Raw genomic sequence first — 23,598 nt, forward strand, 5'->3', positions numbered from 1 at the left:
CGCGAGGCTTTTTACCGGGTGTTTCTGCTTACTTGAACAGACCGCCCAGGGCTTTCACGGTGTCGTTGCTGTCTGCCTTGGCCTGCTGCTTTTGCGAGGCTTCGTCGAGCTTGCCCTGGGACTCACCGACTTTTTTGCAACCTTTGTTTACCTGATCCAGTGCAGCCTGCATGGCCTTCACTTTCAGGTCTTCGCCATTGGCTTTGGCGGCATCGACCTTGGCTTGCAGCTCCTGGCTCTGTTTTTCGCAGTTGCCGGTTGCGCCGCCCAACTGGGAAGTCAGGGCGCCAGTCAGGCCGCTCAGGTCAGCGGCTTGCACTGGCAGGGCGAACAGGCTGAACAGGACGGCGGCAGGGGCGAACGTGGAAATACGCATGAAAAACCTCAATGTTCGATTGCCTGCGCACTTGGCTGTCCCGAGCGGGCGCAATGCAATATCCAATGTGGTTGAGCGCTCGGGAGGGCGCGGATTCTAGTGGGCCATCATTTTGCCTGCAAGGTTTGGATCCAATAAATGTGAACTATTTGCCAGGTTCGCCGTCGCGTGCTCATCGGCGCCTGTAAAAAAGCGCAACAAAAAGCCCCGCCGGGAATACCCGGCGGGGCCTTGGGTGCTACATGCTGCGATTACAGGCCGGCAGCGCTGCGCAGGTCGTCGGCGCGGTCGGTTTTTTCCCAGGTGAACGTGGTGAAGGTGTCGTCGCCGACGGTCTTCTGTTCAGGGGTACGGCCGAAGTGGCCGTAGGCCGCGGTTTCCTGGTACATCGGGTGCAGCAGGTCGAGCATGGTGGTGATTGCGTACGGACGCAGGTCGAAAATCTCACGCACCAGCTTGACGATCTTGTCGTCGCTGATCTTGCCGGTGCCGAAGGTGTTCAGCGAGATCGACGTAGGCTGGGCCACACCAATGGCGTAGGACACCTGAATCTCGCAGCGTTCGGCCAGCCCGGCGGCAACGATGTTCTTGGCCACATAACGACCGGCGTAGGCGGCCGAGCGGTCAACCTTGGATGGATCCTTGCCGGAGAACGCGCCACCGCCGTGACGGGCCATGCCGCCGTAGCTGTCGACGATGATCTTGCGACCGGTCAGGCCGCAGTCGCCTACCGGGCCACCAATGATGAACTGGCCGGTCGGGTTGATATGGAACTGGGTGTCCTTGGTCAGCAGCTCGGCAGGCAGCACGTGCTTGACGATCAGCTCCATCACGCCTTCGCGCAGGTCTTTGTAGGAGACTTCCGGGTTGTGCTGGGTCGACAGCACCACGGCGTCGATGCCCACCACTTTGCCGCCTTCGTAACGGCAGGTCACCTGGGACTTGGCGTCCGGGCGCAACCAAGGCAGCAGGCCGGATTTACGGGCTTCGGCCTGGCGCTTGACCAACTGGTGGGAGAAGGTGATCGGCGCAGGCATCAGTACGTCGGTTTCGTTGCTGGCGTAGCCGAACATCAGGCCCTGGTCGCCGGCGCCCTGGTCTTCTGGCTTGGCACGGTCCACACCCTGGTTGATGTCGGGCGACTGCTTGCCGATGATGTTCATCACGCCGCAGGTCGCGCCGTCGAAGCCGACGTCGGAGCTGGTGTAGCCGATGTCGGTGATCACGTCACGGACGATCTGCTCCAGGTCGACCCAGGCCGACGTGGTGACTTCACCGGCGATGATCGCCACGCCCGTTTTCACCAGCGTCTCGCACGCCACGCGGGCGAACTTGTCTTCAGCAATGATGGCGTCCAGCACCGCATCAGAAATCTGGTCGGCGATTTTGTCCGGATGCCCTTCAGACACGGACTCGGAGGTGAAAAGGGAATATTCGCTCATCTCGATGTTTTCCTGATATTTACCGATGGTGAGTGTCGCCAGTTGGCCGCTGAAAGTGGCGGACCTGAATCTGGAAACCATTACGTAAGCCTACATAGAGGCTTTCCCCGGGAACGAGTCCCGCAGCGGTGGCCCAACGGGCCAGATCGTCCTGTTCAAACCCCAACCATAGATCACCGCAGGCCTCCCTGGCCCAACTCTGGTTGTGGCTGCATAAATCGGTTACCAAAAGACTGCCGCCCGGTTGCAGCAAACCGGCCATTTGTTTGAGGGCATCGGCCGGGGCGGCGAAATGGTGCAAGACCATGTTCAGCACCACGCAATCGGCTTGCAGCCCTACATCATTCAAGGCATCGGCCAGCCGCAGGCTGACGTTGCCCAAGTGCTCGCGCTCGCACAGCTGGCGCGCCAGTTCCAGCATGGCCGGGCTGTTGTCCAGCGCCGTCACCTGGTGGAAGCGGCGTGCCAGGTCTGGCAGGAACCCGCCATCGCCCGGGCCGACTTCCAGCGCCGTGGCAGCCTGGCTGAAGCCCAGTTTGTCGAGCAGCGCCAATACGCTTTCGCGGTATTGAGGCAGCCCGGCAATCAGGTCCTGCTGGGCGCGAAATTTGTCCGCCACCCGTGAGAAAAAGTCCTGGCTGGCGGCGGCGCGTTGCCCGTGGACCTGTGCGATCCGCGATTGGACGTCAGCCGGCAGGGCCAGGTTGTCCACTTCTTCGAGCAATGCAGCGTGCAGCTTGCCACCCAGCAAGTCGGTGTGGGGCAGGGCGCGACGGTAAAAAATCGCGTTGCCTTCACGGCGGGTGGCCACCAGGTCGGCCTGGGCCAGCACTTTCAGGTGATGGCTCATACCGGACTGGCCAATGGCAAAGATCCGTGCCAGTTCCAATACGCCAAACGAGTCGTTGGCCAGGGCGCGCAGTACATTCAGGCGCAGCGGATCGCCGCCGGCCTTGCACAGGGCCGCCAGCTCATCGCAGTCGTCGGGGCGAATGGAAGGCGCAGGTAAGTTCATAAGGCCAGCAGTCTAGTGATGAGGTCAAATCCTCGCAAGGCCAATATCAAAAAGTTTTGATATTGGTCGATAATCGGTGGTTATAAGCAGGCGCTATAACCTTTAGACGAACGGCGGGAAGTGTTCTTGCTGCCAATGCAGTCCAAACCACAGGAAAAACCTACATATGTCGGTATCTGTCATTGCCCCTAAGGCCTTGGCTGAGGGAAAATGCCGGTCCTTTTTTCCGTTTCTTTTATTCACTCTCGATTCAATATCCTCAGGAGATCAGCGATGCCCAGCCGTCGTGAGCGTGCCAACGCCATTCGTGCCCTCAGCATGGATGCCGTGCAAAAAGCCAACAGCGGCCATCCCGGTGCCCCGATGGGCATGGCGGATATCGCCGAGGTACTTTGGCGTGACTACCTGAAACACAACCCGAGCAACCCCTCGTTCGCCGACCGTGACCGCTTCGTGCTGTCCAACGGCCATGGCTCGATGTTGATCTATTCGTTGCTGCACCTGACCGGCTACGACCTGTCCATCGACGACCTCAAGCAGTTCCGCCAACTGCACAGCCGCACCCCGGGCCACCCGGAATTCGGCTACACCCCTGGCGTCGAGACCACCACCGGTCCCCTGGGCCAAGGCCTGGCCAACGCCGTGGGCTTCGCCCTGGCCGAAAAAGTCCTGGCGGCGCAGTTCAACCGTCCAGGCCATAACGTTGTCGACCACCACACCTATGTGTTCCTGGGTGATGGCTGCATGATGGAAGGCATTTCCCACGAAGTCAGTTCCCTGGCAGGTACCCTGGGCCTGGGCAAGCTGATTGCTTTCTACGATGACAACGGCATCTCCATCGATGGCGAAGTCGAAGGCTGGTTCACCGACGACACGCCAAAGCGTTTCGAAGCCTACAACTGGCAGGTCATCCGCAATGTTGACGGCCACGATCCGGAAGAGATCAAGACGGCCATCGAAACGGCGCGCAAAAGCGAGCAGCCGACGCTGATCTGCTGCAAGACCACCATTGGCTTCGGTTCGCCGAACAAGCAAGGCAAGGAAGACTGCCACGGCGCCCCACTGGGTGACGCGGAAATCGCCCTGACCCGCGAAGCGCTGAAGTGGAACTACGGCCCGTTCGAAATCCCGGCTGATATCTACGCCGAGTGGGACGCCAAGGAAGCCGGCCGCGCCGCTGAAGCCGAGTGGGACCAGCGTTTTGAAGCCTACGCCGCCCAATTCCCGGCATTGGCCAATGAGCTGATGAGCCGCCTCAATGGCGACCTGCCGCTGGACTTCTCGGCCAAGGCCGACGAGTACATCGCAGAAGTGGCCGCCAAAGGCGAAACCATCGCCAGCCGCAAAGCCAGCCAGAACGCGCTGAATGCCTACGGCCCACTGCTGCCTGAGCTGCTTGGCGGTTCGGCTGACCTGGCCGGTTCCAACCTGACCCTGTGGAAAGGTTGCAAAGGTGTCTCGGCTGAAGACGCCAGCGGCAACTACATGTACTACGGCGTGCGCGAGTTCGGCATGAGCGCCATCATGAACGGCGTTGCCCTGCACGGCGGCCTGGTGCCTTACGGCGCGACCTTCCTGATGTTCATGGAATACGCACGCAATGCCGTACGCATGGCGGCGCTGATGAAGAAGCGCGTGATCCACGTGTACACCCACGACTCCATCGGCCTGGGCGAAGACGGCCCGACGCACCAGCCGGTCGAGCAACTGACCAGCCTGCGTACCACGCCGAACCTGGATTGCTGGCGCCCAGCCGACGCAGTGGAATCGGCCGTGGCCTGGAAGCACGCGATCGAGCGCAAGGACGGCCCTTCGGCGCTGATCTTCTCCCGCCAGAACCTGCAGCACCAGGCGCGTACCGACGCGCAGATCGCCGCTATCAGCCGTGGTGGCTACGTGCTCAAGGACTGCATCGGCGAGCCGGAGCTGATCCTGATCTCCACCGGTTCCGAAGTGGGCCTGACCGTTCAGGCCTACGACAAGCTGACTGCCCAAGGCCGTAACGTGCGCGTTGTGTCCATGCCGTGCACCAGCGTGTTCGAAGCCCAGGACGCGGACTACAAGCAATCGGTCCTGCCGTTGCAGGTCAGCGCGCGTATCGCCATTGAAGCGGCGCACGCCGACTACTGGTACAAGTACGTGGGCCTGGAAGGTCGCGTGATCGGCATGACTACCTATGGTGAGTCGGCGCCGGCGCCAGCGTTGTTCGAAGAGTTCGGTTTCACCCTGGAAAACATCCTGGGTCAGGCTGAAGAGCTGCTGGAAGACTAAGTCAGTCTGCGTTGTCTGTACTGGCGCCATCGCGGGCAAGCCCGCTCCCACATTTGGATCGCGGTCTAATGTGGGAGCGGGCTTGCCCGCGATAGCGATGGAACATATTGATCGAGAACCCCATGCCTGAACCCCGTCCCTACAAAGTTGCACTCAACGGCTACGGCCGGATTGGTCGTTGCGTCTTGCGTGCGCTGTTCGAGCGAGGGGCGGCGGCCGGGTTTGAAATTGTCGCAATCAACGATCTGGCCGACATGGCCAGCATCGAATACCTGACACGCTTCGACTCCACCCACGGCCGGTTCCCCGGCGAAGTGCGGATCGACGGCGATTGTCTGCATATCAATGGCAACTGCGTGAAAGTTTTGCGCAGTGCCACGCCCGAGGGCATCGACTGGGCGGCGCTGGGCGTCGACCTGGTACTGGAATGCTCCGGTGCCTACCACACCCGTGCCGATGGCCAGCGATTCCTCGACGCCGGTGCGCCGCGCGTGCTGTTTTCCCAGCCGATGGCCAGCGAGGCGGATGTCGACGCCACCATCGTCTACGGCGTCAACCAGGACTGCCTGACCGGTGACGAGTTGCTGGTGTCCAACGCCTCCTGCACCACCAACTGCGGCGTGCCGCTGTTGCGTCTGCTGGACCAGGCAATTGGCCTGGAATATGTGTCGATCACCACCATTCACTCGGCGATGAACGACCAGCCGGTGATCGACGCCTACCACCATGAAGACCTGCGCCGCACCCGTTCGGCGTTCCAGTCGGTGATTCCGGTGTCCACCGGCCTGGCCCGTGGTATCGAACGCCTGCTGCCGGAACTTGCCGGGCGAATCCAGGCCAAAGCAGTGCGCGTGCCGACGGTGAACGTGTCGTGCCTGGATATCACCATGCAAACCGTCAGTGACACCGACGCCGGCGAGGTCAACCGGATCTTGCGCGACGCCGCCACCAGCGGCCCGCTCAAAGGCCTGTTGGCCTACACCGAGTTGCCCCACGCCAGTTGTGATTTCAACCATGACCCGCATTCGGCCATCGTCGATGCCAGCCAGACCCGTGTTTCCGGCCCGAGGCTGGTGAACATCCTGGCCTGGTTCGATAACGAATGGGGCTTTGCCAACCGCATGCTGGATGTTGCGGAACATTATCTGCACATCGCTTCTGCAAAATCAGCCTTTCAAAATCAAGCAATTCAGGAACTGCGACCATGACCGTGTTGAAGATGTCCGACCTCGATCTGCAAGGTAAGCGCGTATTGATCCGCGAAGACCTCAACGTCCCAGTCAAGGACGGTGTGGTCACCAGCGATGCGCGCATCCTTGCCTCGCTGCCGACCATCAAGCTGGCCCTGGAAAAAGGCGCGGCCGTAATGGTCTGCTCCCACCTGGGTCGTCCGACCGAAGGTGAGTTCTCCGCCGAAAATAGCCTCAAGCCTGTAGCCGATTACCTGAGCAAGGCCCTGGGCCGCGAAGTGCCGCTGGTGGCTGATTACCTGGGCGGCGTCGACGTCAAGGCCGGCGACATCGTGCTGTTCGAAAACGTGCGTTTCAACAAGGGCGAGAAAAAGAACAGCGACGAACTGGCCCAGCAATATGCTGCGCTGTGTGACGTGTTCGTGATGGATGCGTTCGGCACCGCGCACCGCGCCGAGGGTTCGACCCATGGCGTAGCCAAGTTCGCCAAGGTGGCCGCTGCTGGCCCGTTGCTGGCTGCCGAGCTGGACGCACTGGGCAAGGCCCTGGGCGCACCGGCCCAGCCAATGGCCGCCATCGTGGCGGGCTCCAAGGTGTCGACCAAGCTGGACGTGCTCAACAGCCTGAGCCAGATCTGCAACCAGTTGATCGTGGGCGGCGGCATTGCCAACACCTTCCTGGCGGCTGCTGGCCATCCGGTAGGCAAATCCCTGTACGAGCCGGACCTGCTGGACACTGCCCGCGCCATCGCGGCCAAGGTCAGCGTGCCACTGCCGGTGGACGTGGTAGTAGCCAAGGAATTCGCTGAAAGCGCCGAAGCGACCGTCAAGCTGATCGCCGACGTGGCGGCAGACGACATGATCCTGGACATCGGCCCACAAACTGCTGCGAACTTCGCTGAGCTGCTGAAAGCCTCCCGGACTATCCTGTGGAACGGCCCGGTGGGTGTGTTCGAGTTCGACCAGTTCGGCAACGGCACCAAAGTGCTGGCCAAGGCAATTGCCGAAAGTTCGGCATTCTCCATTGCCGGCGGTGGCGACACCCTGGCGGCCATCGATAAATATGGCGTTGCTGAGCAGATCTCCTACATTTCTACCGGTGGTGGCGCGTTCCTTGAGTTCGTCGAAGGCAAGGTGCTGCCAGCCGTTGAAGTGCTGGAAAGTCGAGCCAAGGGCTGAGGCCTGCGGTCTGGAAAAGGAGCATTCCCATGATCAAGCCATTCGCGCTGGTGATTGCAGCAGGCCTGTTGGCCGGCTGCGGCAGCGCGCCCAAGGCGCCGCCAGAGGCACCGGGGGCTGCGCCGCACAAGGGCTGCTACCAGGCCGACTGGCAGGCTGAAACCATGCCGGTGATCAGCAAGCGCATAGGGCCCGACGGGCTGGAGAAATACGACTCCCCGCCCAAAGGTAAGGAACAGGGTTGCCCTTGATGGGTCTGATTCACTAACCGACAGCAGTGGCGGCCCCAGGCCGCCGTTCGAGGATTGGCAATGAAAGGCGTTATCGCCCTGGCAGCACTGGCTCTACTGGCCGGTTGTGCCAACCTGAACATGTTCAACAAGGCACAACCGCAGCAAGCACCATGGACCACCTGGGTATGCGACAGCCAGGCCCAGGTGAACTGGCGGTTTGTCGATACCGACCACAAGCAGGTGGATGTGCGCCTCGGCGGCTCCGACCAGGTCTATCGCCTCAAGGAAGACGTGGCGGCCTCCGGCGCGCTGTACAGCAATGAACGGCTGGCGTTTCACACCAAAGGTGAGGAAGGCCTGGTTTACTGGGTGGCCACCGATGATTTGATCGGCCGGGGCTGCAAGGCCCAATAGAAAGAACACGGTCTCAACATAAATGATATCCAAATGTGGGAGCGACCTTGCCCGCGAAAGCGGTGGCGCAGTTGGCGAATTCGGTGTCTGGCACACCGCGATCGCAGGCAAGCCAGCTCCCACATGTTTCGGTTCCAGATTGGAATTTGGGTCAGCCCCAGTAGCAATAACGATTCAGCAGGCCAAGGCTCAACGCCTTGATCTGCAATAACTTGAATAGCAGCCGCCGCTACGGCAGGCTTGCACGATTAACGACCCTCGACCGGGAGAGACAACACAATGGCACTTATCAGCATGCGTCAAATGCTGGACCACGCAGCCGAGTTCGGCTACGGCGTCCCAGCCTTTAACGTCAACAACCTTGAGCAGATGCGCGCCATCATGGAAGCCGCTGACAAGACCGACTCCCCAGTGATCGTCCAGGCTTCGGCCGGTGCCCGCAAATACGCCGGTGCGCCGTTCCTGCGTCACCTGATCCTTGCGGCAATCGAAGAATTCCCACACATCCCGGTGTGCATGCACCAGGACCACGGCACCAGTCCTGACGTGTGCCAGCGCTCGATCCAACTGGGCTTCAGCTCGGTAATGATGGACGGCTCCCTCGGTGAAGACGGCAAGACCCCGACCGACTACGACTACAACGTGCGTGTCACCCAACAAACCGTCGCCCTGGCTCACGCCTGCGGTGTGTCGGTAGAAGGTGAGCTGGGCTGCCTGGGTTCCCTGGAAACCGGCATGGCCGGTGAAGAAGACGGCATCGGCGCCGAAGGCGTGCTGGATCACAGCCAGATGCTGACCGACCCCGAAGAAGCCGCTGACTTCGTCAAGCGCACCCAGGTCGATGCCCTGGCCATCGCCATCGGCACCAGCCATGGCGCCTACAAGTTCACCAAGCCACCGACTGGCGACGTACTGGCCATCGACCGCATCAAGGAAATCCACAAACGCATCCCCAACACCCACCTGGTGATGCACGGTTCTTCCTCGGTACCGCAAGAGTGGCTGGCGATCATCAACCAGTACGGCGGCGACATCAAAGAAACCTACGGCGTACCGGTTGAAGAAATCGTCGAAGGCATCAAGCACGGCGTGCGCAAGGTCAACATCGACACCGACCTGCGCCTGGCTTCCACCGGTGCGATGCGTCGCCTGATGGCCACCAACCCGAGCGAGTTCGACCCGCGTAAGTTCTTCGGTGCCACTGTGACTGCGATGCGTGATGTATGTATCGCGCGTTACGAAGCGTTCGGTACTGCCGGTAATGCTTCGAAGATCAAGCCTGTGTCGTTGGAAGCGATGTACCAGCGGTACTTGAAAGGTGAGTTGAACGCCAAGGTTAACTAAGCTTCAGGTGTTAATAAAAAACCCGCCTCTTCAGGCTGTGTGAAAACGCAGCCTGATTCCTGCGGGTTTTTTATAGATGCGTGAAACACCTGGCAACGCAAGGCGAAACCGCAGCAAAATCATTCTTTTCGCAACCATCCTGATTTCAACTTGCTTTTATTGCTCGCCTTCACATTTTTTTCAAAATCATCCAAGGAATATGCAGCACCACTTCCTCGTTTATAAGTACCGGCTCTTAATTGCGACAAGACCCCAGATGCCAGTTCCTCATAATTAGCGGCGCCTGTAACGCCTGGAAACTCGTCTCCAACGCGATGCCCGACTATATAACTGATTCTTTGAGCATCTGAGATGGTTTCTTCAAAGAAGTAATGATGATTAGTAAATTCAGCCCATTGTTGGTCATGCTGCTGAAGCACTTGTGTCTCTTCATAAGATAAAGGGTCTTCCGGTGTCCAACCCCCAAGAGATATAAAAAGTTTCTTTGTCGAGTCTTCAGGATTTTTAAGAAAGTCCCGGTGAGCCAAAGCCCTTGCAGTTGCAGTGCCTACATGTGGTGCTTGTACAAAATTATATTCCATGACTTTAAACCTCACCTAAATGTTAGCGAAATAAACACACTTTGTGGCTCATCCTTAATCACCAAAGACCACACAACAAAAATAAACCAACAAAAACCAAGTTAAACCTGTCAAAAGCTGCAGTCTTTAGACTCTTTCGCTATTGAGGATAAAATGGAAGAATATCGATAATGGGGACAGATCTATTTAACTAACCCACCCTTATGGGGCGTCAGTACTCTATGGAATCTAACAGATCCGTCCCCTTTACCCTCTTTATCGTTATGGCTTGTTCACTTTTTTACGCAAGTAACATTAAGGGATGTTATGCCGTAAATTTTTTGGGCGGTGCCCGCCATTTCCGCTTTTACTTTTTTTTCTGCCTCACTTGCAGACGTTGCTTTGACAGTTGAAATTGGGTTGCCAGGTAACGATATATTGCATATGTATGTATCCTCCTGTGCATGGGCTGGAGCAGACACCGCTAGGGTGCAAGCAAGGAAAGCTGCCGGGGTGAGGTTTTTTCCTGAATTTAATAACTTCGTAAGGATTGAGTTTTTCATGATTTTTCTCATCTGGATTGATCTGAGTCCTTAAGGTAGTTTTTTTTTATAACTGTCTCTACTGTGAAATCTCACAGTATTGGTGGCTTTTTTATATTTTTTCGTGATTGCACTTGTGGTTAATAAGATCTGTTTGTTATGGCTGCGCTGGACCATCTGATGCGGGTTTTTAGGCAATGCAACTCTAGCCAGATTGGGCATCGATCCTCCCACGCCCGTGTAATCGGGTAGACGTATAGCAGTAAAAATGGTGCCAAAAAAGATCCGTCCCCTTTATCCTCAATGGAAAAAGCCCGCAGCGACGCGGGCTTTTTTGTAGCGATGTTTGAGCAAGCTTCCTTCGGTTGCTTTTATAGTGCTCAGAGGGATGCTTCTTATCGGACGTCTACATAATAGTAAGGCGTGTATCGACCGATGGTTGTATCGTAGATCGTCAAGTCTTGTCGTGTGCCTGAAGGTACACCTGCAAATGTTCCAGCAAAACTACCATCATAACTTGAGGTCATTTGCCCATAGAGATATCCGGTGTTGGCTTGCTGTACGTTTAGAACAGTATTTGGTGCTGCGCCTGTACCACCGACGGTAATGGTCCCGGTTGAAGTGCTTTGTGCATAGTTGATTGAAATGGTCATTGCATATTCCTTTATTAAATAAAGTTGGTGGGTGAATTAGATAAATCCCGGTTTCCAGCTTCACCCTTCCTGGGTGGTGCGAGGAGAATGATAGGGGCGTTAACTGTTGCTTTCATCTGTAAGAAATGACAGTTTTTTAGATTTTTTTGGAATGGTTGTTATTAGGAAATGTAAGTTGTGTGAGAGCGGTAAATTTGAAGTGGTATTTAAAATTAATAACAGGGTTAACTAAGCTTTAGGTATTAATAAAAAACCCGCAGAGATGCGGGTTTTTTGTGGGCAGGATTTGAAAGTATCAACCCACAGGGTTGCTGTAGTTTATTGATCGACCAGAACCTTGGGATTGGAATTACCCCACACCGTATAAAGGTCCGCCAACAACGCCCCGTTAATATCCTCTACCTCCGCCTGGGTCGTCTGCACATTCCCCTGCTTGCCAAACAACACCACCTCATCGCCGCTCTTCACGGTCGGCACGTCCGTCACATCCACCATCAGCGTGTTCATTGACACCTTGCCCACCACCGGCACGCGATGGCCATTGATCAGCACGATGCCTTTGTTGGTGAACGCCCGGCGATAGCCGTCGGAATAGCCCACGGTGATGTTTGCCAGTTTCGAATCACGCGCCAGGGTGTAGGTGCGGTCATAGCCGACGGTGTTGCCCTTGGGGTAGCTGTTGACCGAGGCCACGTGGGACTTGAACTGCATCACCCGCTTGTATTCGGTAAACGACGGCACGGTGTCGCCGAACAGCAGGCCGCCAGGGCGCACCATGTCCAGGCGGGACTCGGGCACTTCCAGGGTGGCGAAGGAGTTGGCGGCGTGCAGGGTGATTTTGCTGCGGTCCAGTTGGGCGACGTTGATCAGCCAGTTGGCCTGCTCGTTGAAGGCCTTGAGGCCGGCGCGTACGTCGGCGGCGTCTTCGACGGCGAAGTGGGTCATGATCGCCTTCACCTCCAGGTTTGGCACCTTGGTGATGGCTACGGCGTCGCGGCGGCCCTGGGCGGTGGTCATTTCCACGCCGTTGCGGCTCATGCCACTGGAGTTCAGGCCCAGGTGCACAACCAGCGGGCGGCCGTGATGCTCGGCGATCAGGCTGGCGCGCACGGCGAAGTCGAGGTTGCCCACCAGCTCTTCGACGTTGTATGGCAGCGCCGCTTCCAGTTCGCTCAGGGCGGCGGTGCGCACGCGGATCAGTTGGCCCTTGAAGCCGCTTTCGCGTACCACGCGGGCTTCTTCATTGCTGGCCACGCCCACGCAAGGCACGCCGAGCTTGATCACCGATGGCATCAGCAGGCCAATGCCGTGGCCGTAGGCGTCGGCCTTGAGCACGGCGCAGATTTTCGACTTGTCGGCGAGGCTGGTTTGCAGGGTGCGGATGTTGTGTTCAAACGCGGCTTTGCTGATCTCAACCCAGGCGTTGCTGTCCTGGATATTGACCTGGGCCACCCCGTCGGTCATCGACAACGGCGGGGCCGCGAAGGCCGGGTTTTGCAGCAGAACCATGCCCATGGACAGGGCGAGTAGGGTGCGAGTGAAGGGCATTGATGAGTCTCCATGACTTTCTTATAGGTAAGCATTGCGCGTGCGCGGCGCCATACTCGAATTGTCCTACAAGAAAGTCGAGACCCAGGGTCGCGGTTCTGTCCTAAAGCGTCGTGAGAATGATCAGACTGTCAGTTGTGATCGATATCCAGCTTGGCAAACGTCACTTTGCCGCCCTCTTTGCTGTCGCCACTGTTGTCTTGCACGTACACACCGGCCTTGAAGTACAACGGCTTTTTGCCCCAGGCCGCGCCGAGGCGTTCGTTCCATTGGCCGTTGGCGGCCTCGATGCTCAACAAGCCAGCCTTGTTCAGGTGAATGACGTAGGTGAAGTTGCGCCCCTGGGGCACATTCTCGGCCACGATAATTACCCGGCCCTTGCTGTCGTCCGGGCGCATGCGCACCTTGGCGACGATGTTGCCGGTCTGGGTTTTTTCCTTGTACTGGTATTCGACTTTGACCAGCGGTTTCTGGCTGTCATAGGCGTGAATCTGGCCGATCACGATCTTGCCCGAAGAGGGCACCTGGTTGATGGCCAGGGTGGCGCGCAGGTAATTGTCGGCTTCGGGATAGGTCCAGTTGCGCAGCCGGCCGTCGGCATAGGTTTCGCGCAGTTCGCTGCGCGGGTAGATGGCGTTTTCGGTACGGGTACCGGTCACCGGGGACCAGAATTGCACGCTGCTGCCTTCGGCCTGGAAGTATTTGCCTTTGAAACCACTGAGCAGCTTGGGGGTGTCGATGGTGGCTGGCGGGGTGCCAACAGGGATGCTCAGGTTCCAGGTGGACAGATCAATCATGGGGTGCGCCTTTACTGTACGAAAGAAGGGTCAAAAGGCTTTGGCCCGTGGATTGGCGCGTTCTTTATAAGCGGCTGGTAACTGTTTGTTAACAAGTTTTAGGCGGTTTATTGGCGTCAATAGTCTGTCAAAAAGCCATCTTTCCCGTAGTCCGTGGGCTGTAGGCGCTGACCGTTAGTCGGTTGTGTGGCCTTTTGGCGCAATGATGGCATCGTCGCGCCTTCTGCTTTATTGGATCCAGGGCTAGAGTGACTCCACATTAAGTGTCCGGTTTTGTCGCAAAAATGACCGGAATTAACCCTCAAGGAAGAGATGCAGCATGGAATCCGTTCCAACCCCGGCCGACGGCTGTTCAGTGCTCCTGGTGGTCGATGACTACCCGGAAAACCTGATCAGCATGCGCGCGCTCCTGCAGCGCGACGACTGGCAGGTGGTGACGGCGGCTTCCGGCGAGGAAGCCCTGGGGCTGCTGCTCGAACGTGACGTCGACCTGGTGCTGCTGGATGTGCGAATGCCGGGCATGGACGGCTTCGAAGTGGCGCGCTTGATGCGCGGCAGCCAGCGCACCCGCATGACTCCGATCATTTTCTTGAGTGCCAATGAGCAATCGCCCGCCGCCGTGCTGGAAGGCTATGCCAGCGGTGCCATCGACTACCTGTTCAAGCCATTCGACCCGCAGATCCTCAAGCCCAAGGTCCAGGCCCTGCTGGAGCATCAGCGCAACCGACGGGCCTTGCAGCGCTTGAGTCATGACCTGGAACTGGCTCGTGCCTTCAATGCCTCGGTGCTCGACAACGCCGCCGAGGGCATCCTGGTGGTGGGCGAAGACGGGGTGATCAGCTACGCCAACCCGGCTATTTCGCGATTGCTCAATGCCACGGTGGATGAACTGCAAGGCCGGGCGTTCCTCGGCTACCTGCAAAAACCCCATATGCCCGACTGGTTCGGCTGCGAGCTTTACGCCGGCTACCTGCGCGGCGAAACCTGGCGCCTGCACGATGCGATCCTGCGTACCGCGCCCGGCCAGCAACTGCCGGTGGCGATGTCCTGTGCGCCCTTGCCCCGCGAGCAGAAGGCCATGGTGGTGACTGTGCAGGACATGTCGCAAGTACGGCACCTGCATCAGCAATTGGAGTCCCAGGCCGTCACCGACCCCCTCACCGGTCTGCTCAACCGGCGGGGTTTTTACCAGACCGTGGAGACGATCCTGCTGCGCAACGAGCGCAGCGAGCTGGCCACGGTGCTGCTGTACATGGACCTGGATGGCTTCAAGCGGGTCAATGATTCCGTGGGGCACGACGCCGGCGACCGGGTGCTGCGCTGGGTCTCGGAGCAGTTGGAGCTGTGCCTGCGCAGTTGTGACATTCTTGGCCGCCTTGGGGGGGATGAGTTTGTCGCGTTGCTGGAACTGCAATACCCGGAGCAGGCCGCCAAGCTCGCCGAACAACTGATCGAGCGAGTGTCGATCTGCCAGCAGGTAGACGGTCTGGAAGTGATGCTGGGGGTCAGTATCGGCATTGCCACTTTCCCCGATTGCGGGCGCGATCTCACTGGCCTGCTGCGCGCCGCCGACATCGCCATGTACGAAGCCAAGCGGGCAGGGCGTCAGCAATATCGCTATTACGATCAGGAAATGAACGGCCGGGCCCGCTCGCGCCTGATGCTAGAAAGCAGTGTGCGCGAGGCCATCGACAACAAGCAGGTGACGTTGGTGTACCAGCCCCAAGTGTCCCTGGTGGACGGGCACTTGCGCGGGGTCGAAGCCTTGTTGCGCTGGCAGCACCCCAGTGTTGGCGATGTGCCGCCCGGGTTGTTCCTGCCCTTGCTGGAAGAGGCGCGGTTGATTAGCCAGCTCAGCAGTTGGATCTACCACCAGGTGGCATTGGCGCGACAGGCCTGGGCCCCAGTCATGCGTGACGACTGGGTGCTCAGCGTGAGCCTGAGCAGCAGCCAGTTCAATATGCCCAACCTGGTGGCTCAACTGCAGCAGGCACTGGAGCGACATGGGCTGCACGGGCGACAACTGGAAGTGGAAATCGCCGAAGAAAGCCTGATGCACAACATTGAAGAGTCCATCAAGCAGCTCAAGCAGCTACGGCGCCTGGGCGTGCGCATAGCCTTGGATGACTTTGGCTCGGGCAACTGCTCCCTGGCGCATCTGCGTGACCTGGAGTTCGACACGCTCAAGCTCGACCCCGGCCTGGTCGCCCGCGTGCTCGGCTCGCCGCGGGAGGCGGCGCTGGCCCGCAGCATTATCGAGCTGTGCGGGCACTTCGGCTTGCTGGTGATCGCCGAAGGTGTGGAAACCCTTGAGCAATGCCACTGGCTGCAGGCCAATGGCTGCCAGTTTATCCAGGGACCGCTGGTGGCCCCGCCCCTGACGGCTGAGGATATTTGCCAGTGGCCGCAGCTTTTCGCGCTACGGGCAGGCCCTTGCTGAATTCGCTACACTGGCGGCCTCACGCCCCTGCCGTTCGAACCCATGACTGCGTTGAAATACCTCCAGGCCTATCCCGCCGCCCTGCAAGAGCAAGTGCGCCAAATGATCGCCAAGGATCAACTGGGCGACTACCTGCAACAGCGCTACCCCGAGCGTCATGGGGTGCAAAGTGACAAGGCGTTGTACAGCTACGCCCTGGCCCTGAAGCAGGAGCACCTGCGCAACGCGCCGGCCATCGACAAAGTGCTGTTCGACAACCGCCTGGACCTGACCCACCGCGCCCTGGGCCTGCACACCACGATCTCGCGGGTGCAGGGCGGCAATCTCAAGGCCAAGAAAGAGATCCGCATCGCCGCGTTGTTCAAGGACGCGGCGCCGCAGTTCCTGAAGATGATCGTTGTCCACGAACTGGCGCACTTCAAGGAATCGGACCACAACAAGGCGTTCTATAAACTTTGCGAATACATGTTGCCCGGCTACCACCAGGTGGAATTCGACCTGCGGGTGTACCTGACCTATCGCGACTTGCAAGGCGCGGCGCGGGATTGAATCGAGAGGAAGCGAGCATGGATGTCAGCAAGACCAAGAGCAGTTTCTACCGCCGCCTGTATGTGGCGTACCTGATCGATAGCCAATTGGCCAGCAGCGTCCCGGCGCTGACCGAGGTGACCGGCATGCCCCGGCGCACGGCGCAGGACACCATCGCCGCGTTGGCGGACCTGGATATCGTCTGTGAGTTCGAGCAGGAAGAGGGCGCCCGCAATCATGCCGGGCACTATCGGATTCGCGACTGGGGGGCGATTGACCGCGGCTGGATCGAGCGCAACCTGGTGCAGGTCAAGCAGGTGTTGGGTTATCCCTGAAGTTGGGTTGGCAGGCCTGGCGCTATCGCGGGCAAGCCCGCTCCCACATTTGATCGCAATCAACCTGTGGGAGCGGGCTTGCCCGCGATGGCGTCCTCAGGCGCGCCGCATCCCAATATGCGGAATTTCATCCTCCAGGTATTCCTCCCCCTCGACCTTGAACCCGTATCTTGCGTAGTACCCCTGCAAATGCGCCTGGGCTGAGAGAAAGATCGGCGTCTGCGGCCAGATATCGTCGATCTGCTTGAGGGTTTCCTCCAGCATCTCGTGCCCCAGGCCGGTACCCCGTGCCGCCTCGGCCACCAGCACGCGGCCGATCACCACGTCGCCGCCGTGCAGCTCCGGGTCGAGCAGGCGCAGGTAGGCCACCAGTTGATTGTCCTGCCAGGCCATCAGGTGGTGGGTATCGCCCTCCAGATCCTGGTCATCGATATCCTGGTAGACGCATTTCTGCTCGACCACAAACACCGCTGCCCGCAGACGCAAAATGGCGTAGAGCTGTTCCTTGCCCAGATCATTGTGGTGCTTGCAAACCCAATCGACAGTCATCGTTCCATCTCGCATAAAGACCTGCCTGGATAGTAATGCCCTGACCGGCGACTGTCTTGGGCGGTGGTGCAAACACCTGCAAAACCACGTTTTTTGTGAGTGGCGTCAATTTGCCATCATTGAGTGCTTTCGCGGCCGGGTTCTTTGTGTAATCTGCGGTACACCGCGAGCGATAAGCTAAAGTCAGAACCTGGAAGGATTCCCGCCAGGCGTCATCGCCCGCAAGGAACTGCCCGCTGTGCAAGGACATTAAGCATGCTGCGATTGTCTCGTGCCGTTGCTTTGATCGTATTGCTGTTGCTGGCCCCCACGGTGGCCGCGGAACGCTTGCGCCTGGTGGCGGATGCGTGGCCGCCGTTTACCGATGCGACCCTGGTCAATGGAGGCCTGGCCACCGATATCGTCAGCACTGCCCTGGCGCGTGCCGGCTATGCCAGTGATTTCGAGCAGGTGCCTTGGGCGCGGGCGCTGATGGGTGTAGGCGACGGGCGTTATGACGTACTGATCAATGCCTGGTACGACGAGGCGCGCACGCAGTTGGGGCAGTTTTCCGCCGAGTACCTGCTCAACCGCGTGCGTTTTATCAAGCGCCGCGACGATTCCATCGAGTTCCAGAACCTGCAGCAACTGCACGACTATCCCGTCGCCGTGGTACGCGGCTACGCCTATTCGGCCGAGTTCGATGCCGATCCCCAACTGCAAAAAGTCCCGGTGCATAACTTCGCCATGGCCGTGCGCATGCTCGCGGCCCGGCGGGTGCGGCTGACGGTCGAGGACGAATATGTCGCGCGCTTTTACCTGGCGCGGGAATCACCCAGGGTGCGCAGTGCGGTGGAGTTTTTGCCTAAGCCCTTGAGTGAGAACAGCCTGCATATTCTGGTCAGCCTGAAAAACCCCAGGCATGAGCAGATTGTTGCCGGGTTTGATCGGGAGATTGCCCGGATGAAAGTTGATGGCAGTTATGCGCGACTGCTCAAACAGCATGGGATGTAGTGGTCTTCAGGGCCTCATCGCAGGCAAGCCAGCTCCCACATGGGAATGCATTTCAAAGGTAGGCGCTGGCTCACCTGCGATGACGGCCTAAGCCGCACTGGTTTCCTTGATCAAATGCGCCGCCAAGGTACGCAGCGGCCCCAACTGCCGACAGATCAACCCCAACTGTGTCTGTACCAGGCGTTGTGCTTCGTCGATCTCATCCGGCATCTGCTCCAGCTCCACCGCCAGCGCTTCCTCGGCATCGCTTTGCACCGCGATCGGCTGCTTGTTCGCCAGCCCCGTGGCGATTTCATCGATGCTCGTGGCGAGGGTCTTGCCCGCGCCTTCGATCAGGTGCTCGCGCACGTCTGCTGGCAGTTGGGTATCGCGGTGCGCGCCAAGCCCCGAGAGGTAACTGAGCAAGGTGTGGGACAGCACCAGGAAGCGGAAGCCCACGTCGGCTTCCTTACGGAAATGCCCAGGCTCCATCAGCATATTGGCCAGGGTGGTGGACAGCGCGGCGTCGGCGTTGTGTGCATTGCGCCGGGCCAGGCGGTAGGCCAGGTCGTCGCTCTTGCCGGCGGCATATTGCTGCATGATCTGGCGCAGGTAGATGCTGTTGCAGGTCAGGGTGTTGGCCAGCACTTTGTTCAGGCGCCGGCCTTGCCAGTCCGGCAGGAACAGGAACACCGCCAGCCCGGCGATCAGGCTGCCAAGCAGGGTATCGAACAAGCGCGGCAGGAACAGCCCGTAGCCATCGCCCACCTGGTTGAAGCAGAACAGCACCATCAGGGTAATGGCCGCGGTGGCCAGGGTGTAGCGGGTGGTGCGGTTGATAAAGAACACCAGCCCGGCGGCGATGGCGAACATCGATTGCACCAGGGGGCTGGGGAACAGATCGAACAGCGCCCAGGCCACTGTCAGGCCGATGGCTGTGCCGACGATCCGCTGGCCGAGCTTGCGCCGCGTGGCGCCGTAGTTGGGCTGGCAGACAAACAGGGTGGTGAGGATGATCCAGTAGCCCTGGGACGGGTGGATCAAATGCACCATGCCGTAGCCGACACTCAGCGCCAGCGGCAGGCGCAGGGCGTGACGGAACAGCAGCGAAGTCGGGGTTAGTTGGGTACGCAGGCGCGTCCACATTTCCTTGAGGTTGCGCGGCGAACGGTCCAGCAGGCTGCTGTCGCTGGCATCTGCCAGGCTGTCGGGGTTGCTGGCGTCACTGAGCAGGCGGTCGAGGGTCGACAGGTTGGCCGCCAGCGCGCGCAACGAACGCAGCAGCCCGCGCCAGGCCGGGTTGCTCTGGATGCGCAGGTGTTCGAGGGAGGCGTTCAGGTCGCCCAGGGCCTCGGCGAAGCTGTCGTCGTAGACGAATGGCTGGCGCAACTGGATCGACTCGGCGAGGGCCTGGCAGGCCTTGCCTTGCTGGCGCAGCAGGCGCTGGCAGCGGAACAGCACATCGCTGTGGAAGAACGCCTCGGCCAGGGCGTTGTAGGGGTAGTGGGAGGAGCTGGCGCGCTCGTGGATGTCCTGGGCCAGGAAGTACAGCTTGAGGTAGCGACTGACCTTGGACCCCGGCCGGCCATTGCCGACACGGTGCAGGATGATTTCCTTGGCCGCATTGAGCGCCGCCACCACCCGGCCATTTTGTTGCGCCAGCTCCAGGCGCCGCGCTTCTACGTCCAGCTGGCGAATAGGCTCGAACAACGATGACTTGAGCTTGAGGTAACGCCCCAGCTCGCGAAACAGCCGGGCCAGGCTCTGTTGCACCGGCTGGTTGGAAAACATTGCCTGCCACAGCACCGACAGTGCGCCGTACCAGGCGGCACCGGCCACCAGCAGCAAAGGCTCGTGCCAGAAGTCTGTGACGGCACCGCCGCGCTGGTCCACGCCGATCATGGTGTAGACCGACAGGATCAAGGTGGCCGAGGCTATCGCCCCATAACGCTCGCCCAACGCGCCGAGCATGGTCAGGCAGAAACTCGCCAGGGCGATGGCGATGGCAAAAATCCACGGGTAGGGAAACAGCAACTCCACCGACAGCGCCGCCACGCTGAAACACACCAGCGTTACCGCCAGCGCATTGAGGCGGCCCTGCCAGCTGTCATCGGTCTCGGCCAGGGCGCTGGCGATAATCCCCAGGAACAGCGGGATCAGCAGCGACATTTCATCCTGATACCAGCACAGCGCCATGCTGCCGGTGAGGGCGATAAACACCCGTACGCTGTAACTGAACTTATCCAGTGCCCAAAGGCGCCGCATGGACTGCTTGAACGAGGTCGAGGACATGAAGTCTGGGGTCTTCCGGGACGATGCCGCTAAATTGAGCCAGTAATGACGCCACGGCAAGCGTGGCGATCACATTCATAAGCAAAAAATATCCCAGGCACCGCAATCAACTGTAGGAGCTGGCTTGCCGGCGATAGCGGTGGGTCAACCGGCAAATGGGGCACTGATACACCGCTATCGCCGGCAAACCGGCTCCTACAGTTTGATCGAGTACATCCTTGGTTCAGGCGTACTGCGCCGCCGCATACCCCGAAGCCCAGGCCCACTGGAAGTTGAAGCCGCCCAGGTGCCCGGTCACGTCCAGCACTTCGCCGATAAAATACAGGCCGGGGCTTTTCAGCGATTCCATGGTCTTGGACGACACTTCCCGCGTATCCACCCCGCCCAGGGTGACTTCGGCGGTGCGGTAGCCTTCGGTGCCGGCCGGGACCAATTGCCAGCAGCCCAGCCGCGTGGCGATGTCCGCGAGCTCGGCGTGGGTGTACTGCTTCATCGGCTTGGACACAAACCACGTCTCGGCCAGCAGGTTGGCCATCTTCTTGGTGAAGATCTCGCCCAGCAGGGTCTTGAGCTCGCTGTTGGGGCGCTCGGCCTGTTGCTGTTGCAGCCAGGCGTGGGCGTCGTGGTCGGGCAGCAGGTTGATCTCAACCGTGTCGCCGGGCTCCCAGTACGAGGAAATCTGCAAAATCGCCGGCCCGCTCAGGCCGCGATGGGTAAACAGAATGTTCTCGCGAAAGCTCTGCTCGTTGCAGCTGACCAGGCAATCGACCGAGGTGCCGGACAGCTCGCCACACAGCTCCTTGAGCTGATCGGTGATGGTAAACGGCACCAGGCCTGCGCGGGTTGGCAGCAGTTCATGACCGAACTGCCTGGCAACCTGATAACCAAAGCCGGTGGCGCCCAGGGTCGGAATCGACAGGCCGCCGGTGGCAATCACTAGGGATTCGCAGCGCAACTCGCCGAGGGTGGTTTGCAGTTGGTAGCCGCTGTCGAGCCTGGCGATCTCCTGGATCGAGGTGTCCAGGTGCAGGCTCACGCCGGTCTGGATGCATTCGTCGAGCAGCATGCCGAGGATGTCGCTGGATTTGTTATCGCAGAACAGCTGACCGAGTTTTTTCTCGTGGTACGGCACGCCATGCTTGGCCACCAAGGCGATGAAATCCCACTGGGTGTAGCGGGCCAGGGCGGATTTGCAGAAGTGCGCATTGTGCGAGAGGAAGTTGGCCGGCTCGGTGTACATGTTGGTGAAGTTACAGCGGCCACCGCCGGACATCAGGATCTTCTTGCCGGCCTTGTTCGCATGGTCGATCAGCATCACCTTGCGCCCACGCCCGGCGGCGGTCAGCGCGCACATCAAGCCTGCGGCGCCAGCGCCAATGATCACAACTTCGGTCGAGCGCACAGCAATGTCCTCACAAAAACCTGATTTGAAATGCAATCAACTGTGGGAGCTGGCTTGCCTGCGATGGCATCAACTCGGTCAATCTGTCAGACCGAGTCGCCTGCATCGCGGGCAAGCCCGGCTCCCACATTGATTCGGTTCCTTCAACAGGAACGCGGTGTGCTTACAGGATCCGTACGCGCAACGAACGGCCCTTGATCTTGCCGTCGTTCAAGCGCTGCAACGCCTGCTTGGCGACGCTGCGTTCCACTGCCACATAGGCCTGGAAGTCAAAGATCGCGATCTTGCCGACCTGGGCGCCCGGAATCCCGGCTTCACCGGTCAGCGCGCCAAGGATGTCGCCTGGGCGAACCTTGTCTTTACGGCCGGCAGCAATGCACAACGTGCTCATCACCGGCAGCAGCGGCGCGCCGCCCTGGGACTTGAGGTTGCTCAGTTGGTCCCAGTTCAGCGGGGCCTTTTGCAGCAGTTCGATGGCCTGGGCGCGGTGCGCCTCGGACGGCGCCACCAGGCTGATGGCGATCCCGGTCTCACCGGCACGACCGGTACGGCCGACGCGGTGGATGTGGATTTCCGAATCGCGGGCCAGTTCGACGTTGATCACCATGTCCAGCGAGTCGATGTCCAGGCCACGGGCCGCCACGTCGGTGGCCACCAGTACCGAAGTGCTGCGGTTGGCGAACATCGCCAGCACCTGGTCACGGTCGCGCTGTTCCAGGTCGCCATGCAGGCCGACCGCAGAAATGCCCTTGGCGGTCAGGTGATCCACGGTTTCCTGCACTTGCTGCTTGGTAAAGCAGAAGGCAACGCATGAGGCCGGACGGAAGTGCGACAGCACCTTGGTCACCGCGTCCATGCGTTCTTCCGGGGAGATTTCGTAGAAACGCTGCTCGATCTGCTCATCGGAGTGGAACGCTTCGGCCTTGACCTGCTGCGGAGCGCGCATGAATTTGGAGGCCAGTTGCTTGATGCTCACCGGGTAGGTGGCCGAGAACAGCAGGGTCTGGCGACGGGCCGGGGTCTTGCTGATGATGTCTTCGATGGCGTCGTAGAAACCCATGTCGAGCATGCGGTCGGCTTCATCGAGGATCAGCGTGTTCAAGCCGTCCAGCACCAGCGAACCCTTGCGCAGGTGTTGCTGGATGCGGCCCGGGGTGCCGACGATGACGTGGGCGCCATGTTCCAGGGAGGCGATCTGCGGGCCGAGGGAGACGCCGCCGCACAGGGTCAGCACCTTGATGTTGTCTTCGGCGCGGGCCAGGCGACGGATTTCCTTGGCCACCTGGTCTGCCAGCTCGCGGGTCGGGCACATCACCAGGGCCTGGCAACCGAAGTAGCGCGGGTTGATCGGGTTCAGCAGGCCGATACCAAAGGCAGCGGTCTTGCCGCTGCCGGTCTTGGCCTGGGCGATCAGGTCCAGCCCCTTGAGGATCACCGGCAAGCTTTGCGCCTGGATCTGCGTCATCTCGGCATAACCCAGCGAGTCGAGGTTAGCCAGCATGGCGGCGGAGAGCGGC

The 23,598-nt window shown here is 59.8% G+C and carries 22 protein-coding genes; 10 read left to right on the forward strand and 12 right to left on the reverse strand.

All coding sequences use genetic code 11. The features are described from left to right. Nucleotides 1–28: 28 nt before the first annotated feature. The 3 genes from HBO11_RS15715 to HBO11_RS15725 form a co-directional block, all read right to left on the reverse strand. Entirely contained in the window at nt 29–376 is a 348-nt protein-coding gene (locus tag HBO11_RS15715) for a DUF1090 family protein (protein WP_070993955.1), read from the reverse strand. A gap of 251 nt (nt 377–627) precedes the next feature. Then, on the reverse strand, nt 628–1,818 hold the full coding sequence (gene metK / locus HBO11_RS15720; protein ID WP_169953618.1) for a methionine adenosyltransferase: 1,191 nt from the start codon (nt 1,816–1,818) through the stop codon (nt 628–630). A gap of 19 nt (nt 1,819–1,837) precedes the next feature. Continuing rightward, nucleotides 1,838–2,833 carry a metalloregulator ArsR/SmtB family transcription factor gene (locus HBO11_RS15725; RefSeq protein ID WP_169953620.1) on the reverse strand — a complete coding sequence of 332 codons (996 nt, stop codon included), beginning with the start codon at nt 2,831–2,833 and terminating at the stop codon, nt 1,838–1,840. A 273-nt stretch (nt 2,834–3,106) separates the two neighbouring features. On the opposite strand from HBO11_RS15725, the gene tkt reads away from it, so the two are divergent. The 6 genes from tkt to fba all read left to right on the forward strand — a co-directional run bounded on the left by tkt (nt 3,107) and on the right by fba (nt 9,463). Further along, nucleotides 3,107–5,104, forward strand: a complete 1,998-nt coding sequence (gene tkt, locus HBO11_RS15730; RefSeq protein ID WP_169953622.1) for a transketolase — start codon at nt 3,107–3,109, stop codon at nt 5,102–5,104. Between the two features lie 122 nt (nt 5,105–5,226). Next, entirely contained in the window at nt 5,227–6,312 is a 1,086-nt protein-coding gene (epd, locus tag HBO11_RS15735) for an erythrose-4-phosphate dehydrogenase (RefSeq protein ID WP_169953624.1), read from the forward strand. Continuing rightward, nucleotides 6,309–7,472, forward strand: coding sequence for a phosphoglycerate kinase (locus HBO11_RS15740; protein WP_169953626.1), 1,164 nt, complete (start codon nt 6,309–6,311; stop codon nt 7,470–7,472). The genes epd and HBO11_RS15740 overlap by 4 nt, the downstream gene beginning before the upstream one ends. A gap of 29 nt (nt 7,473–7,501) precedes the next feature. Next, nucleotides 7,502–7,723 (forward strand): hypothetical protein, encoded by a 222-nt coding sequence (locus HBO11_RS15745; RefSeq protein WP_169953628.1) that lies wholly within the window; start codon nt 7,502–7,504, stop codon nt 7,721–7,723. 60 nt (nt 7,724–7,783) lie between these two features. Continuing rightward, a complete protein-coding gene (locus HBO11_RS15750) occupies nt 7,784–8,119 on the forward strand; it encodes an MliC family protein (RefSeq protein WP_169953630.1) in 336 nt (111 codons plus the stop codon). A 279-nt stretch (nt 8,120–8,398) separates the two neighbouring features. Next, the gene (gene fba / locus HBO11_RS15755; RefSeq protein ID WP_029297347.1) at nt 8,399–9,463 is read left to right on the forward strand and encodes a class II fructose-bisphosphate aldolase; all 1,065 of its coding nucleotides are present in this window, start codon (nt 8,399–8,401) and stop codon (nt 9,461–9,463) included. Nucleotides 9,464–9,582: 119 nt separating this feature from the next. On the opposite strand, the gene HBO11_RS15760 is transcribed toward fba, so the two are convergent. The 5 genes from HBO11_RS15760 to HBO11_RS15780 all read right to left on the reverse strand — a co-directional run bounded on the left by HBO11_RS15760 (nt 9,583) and on the right by HBO11_RS15780 (nt 13,563). Further along, nucleotides 9,583–10,044, reverse strand: coding sequence for a hypothetical protein (locus HBO11_RS15760; protein WP_169953632.1), 462 nt, complete (start codon nt 10,042–10,044; stop codon nt 9,583–9,585). 272 nt (nt 10,045–10,316) lie between these two features. After that, the gene (locus HBO11_RS15765) at nt 10,317–10,586 is read right to left on the reverse strand and encodes a hypothetical protein (RefSeq protein WP_169953634.1); all 270 of its coding nucleotides are present in this window, start codon (nt 10,584–10,586) and stop codon (nt 10,317–10,319) included. A 374-nt stretch (nt 10,587–10,960) separates the two neighbouring features. Then, nucleotides 10,961–11,218: a hypothetical protein gene (locus tag HBO11_RS15770; RefSeq protein ID WP_169953636.1), complete on the reverse strand. Its 258-nt coding sequence runs from the start codon at nt 11,216–11,218 to the stop codon at nt 10,961–10,963. A gap of 318 nt (nt 11,219–11,536) precedes the next feature. Beyond that, the gene (gene alr / locus HBO11_RS15775; RefSeq protein ID WP_169953638.1) at nt 11,537–12,766 is read right to left on the reverse strand and encodes an alanine racemase; all 1,230 of its coding nucleotides are present in this window, start codon (nt 12,764–12,766) and stop codon (nt 11,537–11,539) included. A gap of 131 nt (nt 12,767–12,897) precedes the next feature. Then, nucleotides 12,898–13,563: a polysaccharide lyase family 7 protein gene (locus HBO11_RS15780; protein WP_169953640.1), complete on the reverse strand. Its 666-nt coding sequence runs from the start codon at nt 13,561–13,563 to the stop codon at nt 12,898–12,900. Between the two features lie 319 nt (nt 13,564–13,882). Between HBO11_RS15780 and HBO11_RS15785 the strand changes: the two genes are divergently transcribed. From HBO11_RS15785 to HBO11_RS15795, 3 genes are read left to right on the forward strand one after another with little or no spacing between them, the layout of a single operon-like run. Next, on the forward strand, nt 13,883–16,003 hold the full coding sequence (locus HBO11_RS15785) for an EAL domain-containing protein (RefSeq protein WP_169953642.1): 2,121 nt from the start codon (nt 13,883–13,885) through the stop codon (nt 16,001–16,003). 42 nt (nt 16,004–16,045) lie between these two features. Further along, nucleotides 16,046–16,552, forward strand: a complete 507-nt coding sequence (locus HBO11_RS15790) for a M48 family metallopeptidase (protein WP_169953644.1) — start codon at nt 16,046–16,048, stop codon at nt 16,550–16,552. Nucleotides 16,553–16,569: 17 nt separating this feature from the next. Further along, nucleotides 16,570–16,866: a winged helix-turn-helix domain-containing protein gene (locus HBO11_RS15795; RefSeq protein WP_169953646.1), complete on the forward strand. Its 297-nt coding sequence runs from the start codon at nt 16,570–16,572 to the stop codon at nt 16,864–16,866. 96 nt (nt 16,867–16,962) lie between these two features. Here HBO11_RS15795 and HBO11_RS15800 read toward each other — a convergent pair whose 3' ends face one another. Next, nucleotides 16,963–17,415 (reverse strand): GNAT family N-acetyltransferase, encoded by a 453-nt coding sequence (locus HBO11_RS15800; protein WP_169953647.1) that lies wholly within the window; start codon nt 17,413–17,415, stop codon nt 16,963–16,965. A 255-nt stretch (nt 17,416–17,670) separates the two neighbouring features. On the opposite strand from HBO11_RS15800, the gene HBO11_RS15805 reads away from it, so the two are divergent. Further along, nucleotides 17,671–18,408: a transporter substrate-binding domain-containing protein gene (locus tag HBO11_RS15805; protein ID WP_169953649.1), complete on the forward strand. Its 738-nt coding sequence runs from the start codon at nt 17,671–17,673 to the stop codon at nt 18,406–18,408. 87 nt (nt 18,409–18,495) lie between these two features. On the opposite strand, the gene yccS is transcribed toward HBO11_RS15805, so the two are convergent. From yccS to dbpA, 3 genes are all read right to left on the reverse strand, one after another. Next, nucleotides 18,496–20,679, reverse strand: coding sequence for a YccS family putative transporter (gene yccS / locus HBO11_RS15810; protein WP_169953651.1), 2,184 nt, complete (start codon nt 20,677–20,679; stop codon nt 18,496–18,498). 223 nt (nt 20,680–20,902) lie between these two features. Beyond that, on the reverse strand, nt 20,903–22,081 hold the full coding sequence (locus HBO11_RS15815; RefSeq protein WP_169953653.1) for an NAD(P)/FAD-dependent oxidoreductase: 1,179 nt from the start codon (nt 22,079–22,081) through the stop codon (nt 20,903–20,905). Between the two features lie 163 nt (nt 22,082–22,244). Beyond that, the gene (gene dbpA, locus HBO11_RS15820; protein WP_232545553.1) at nt 22,245–23,582 is read right to left on the reverse strand and encodes an ATP-dependent RNA helicase DbpA; all 1,338 of its coding nucleotides are present in this window, start codon (nt 23,580–23,582) and stop codon (nt 22,245–22,247) included. Nucleotides 23,583–23,598: the final 16 nt, after the last annotated feature.

Source organism: Pseudomonas sp. WS 5010 (assembly GCF_012985565.1).
Classification (GTDB): Bacteria; Pseudomonadota; Gammaproteobacteria; order Pseudomonadales; family Pseudomonadaceae; genus Aquipseudomonas.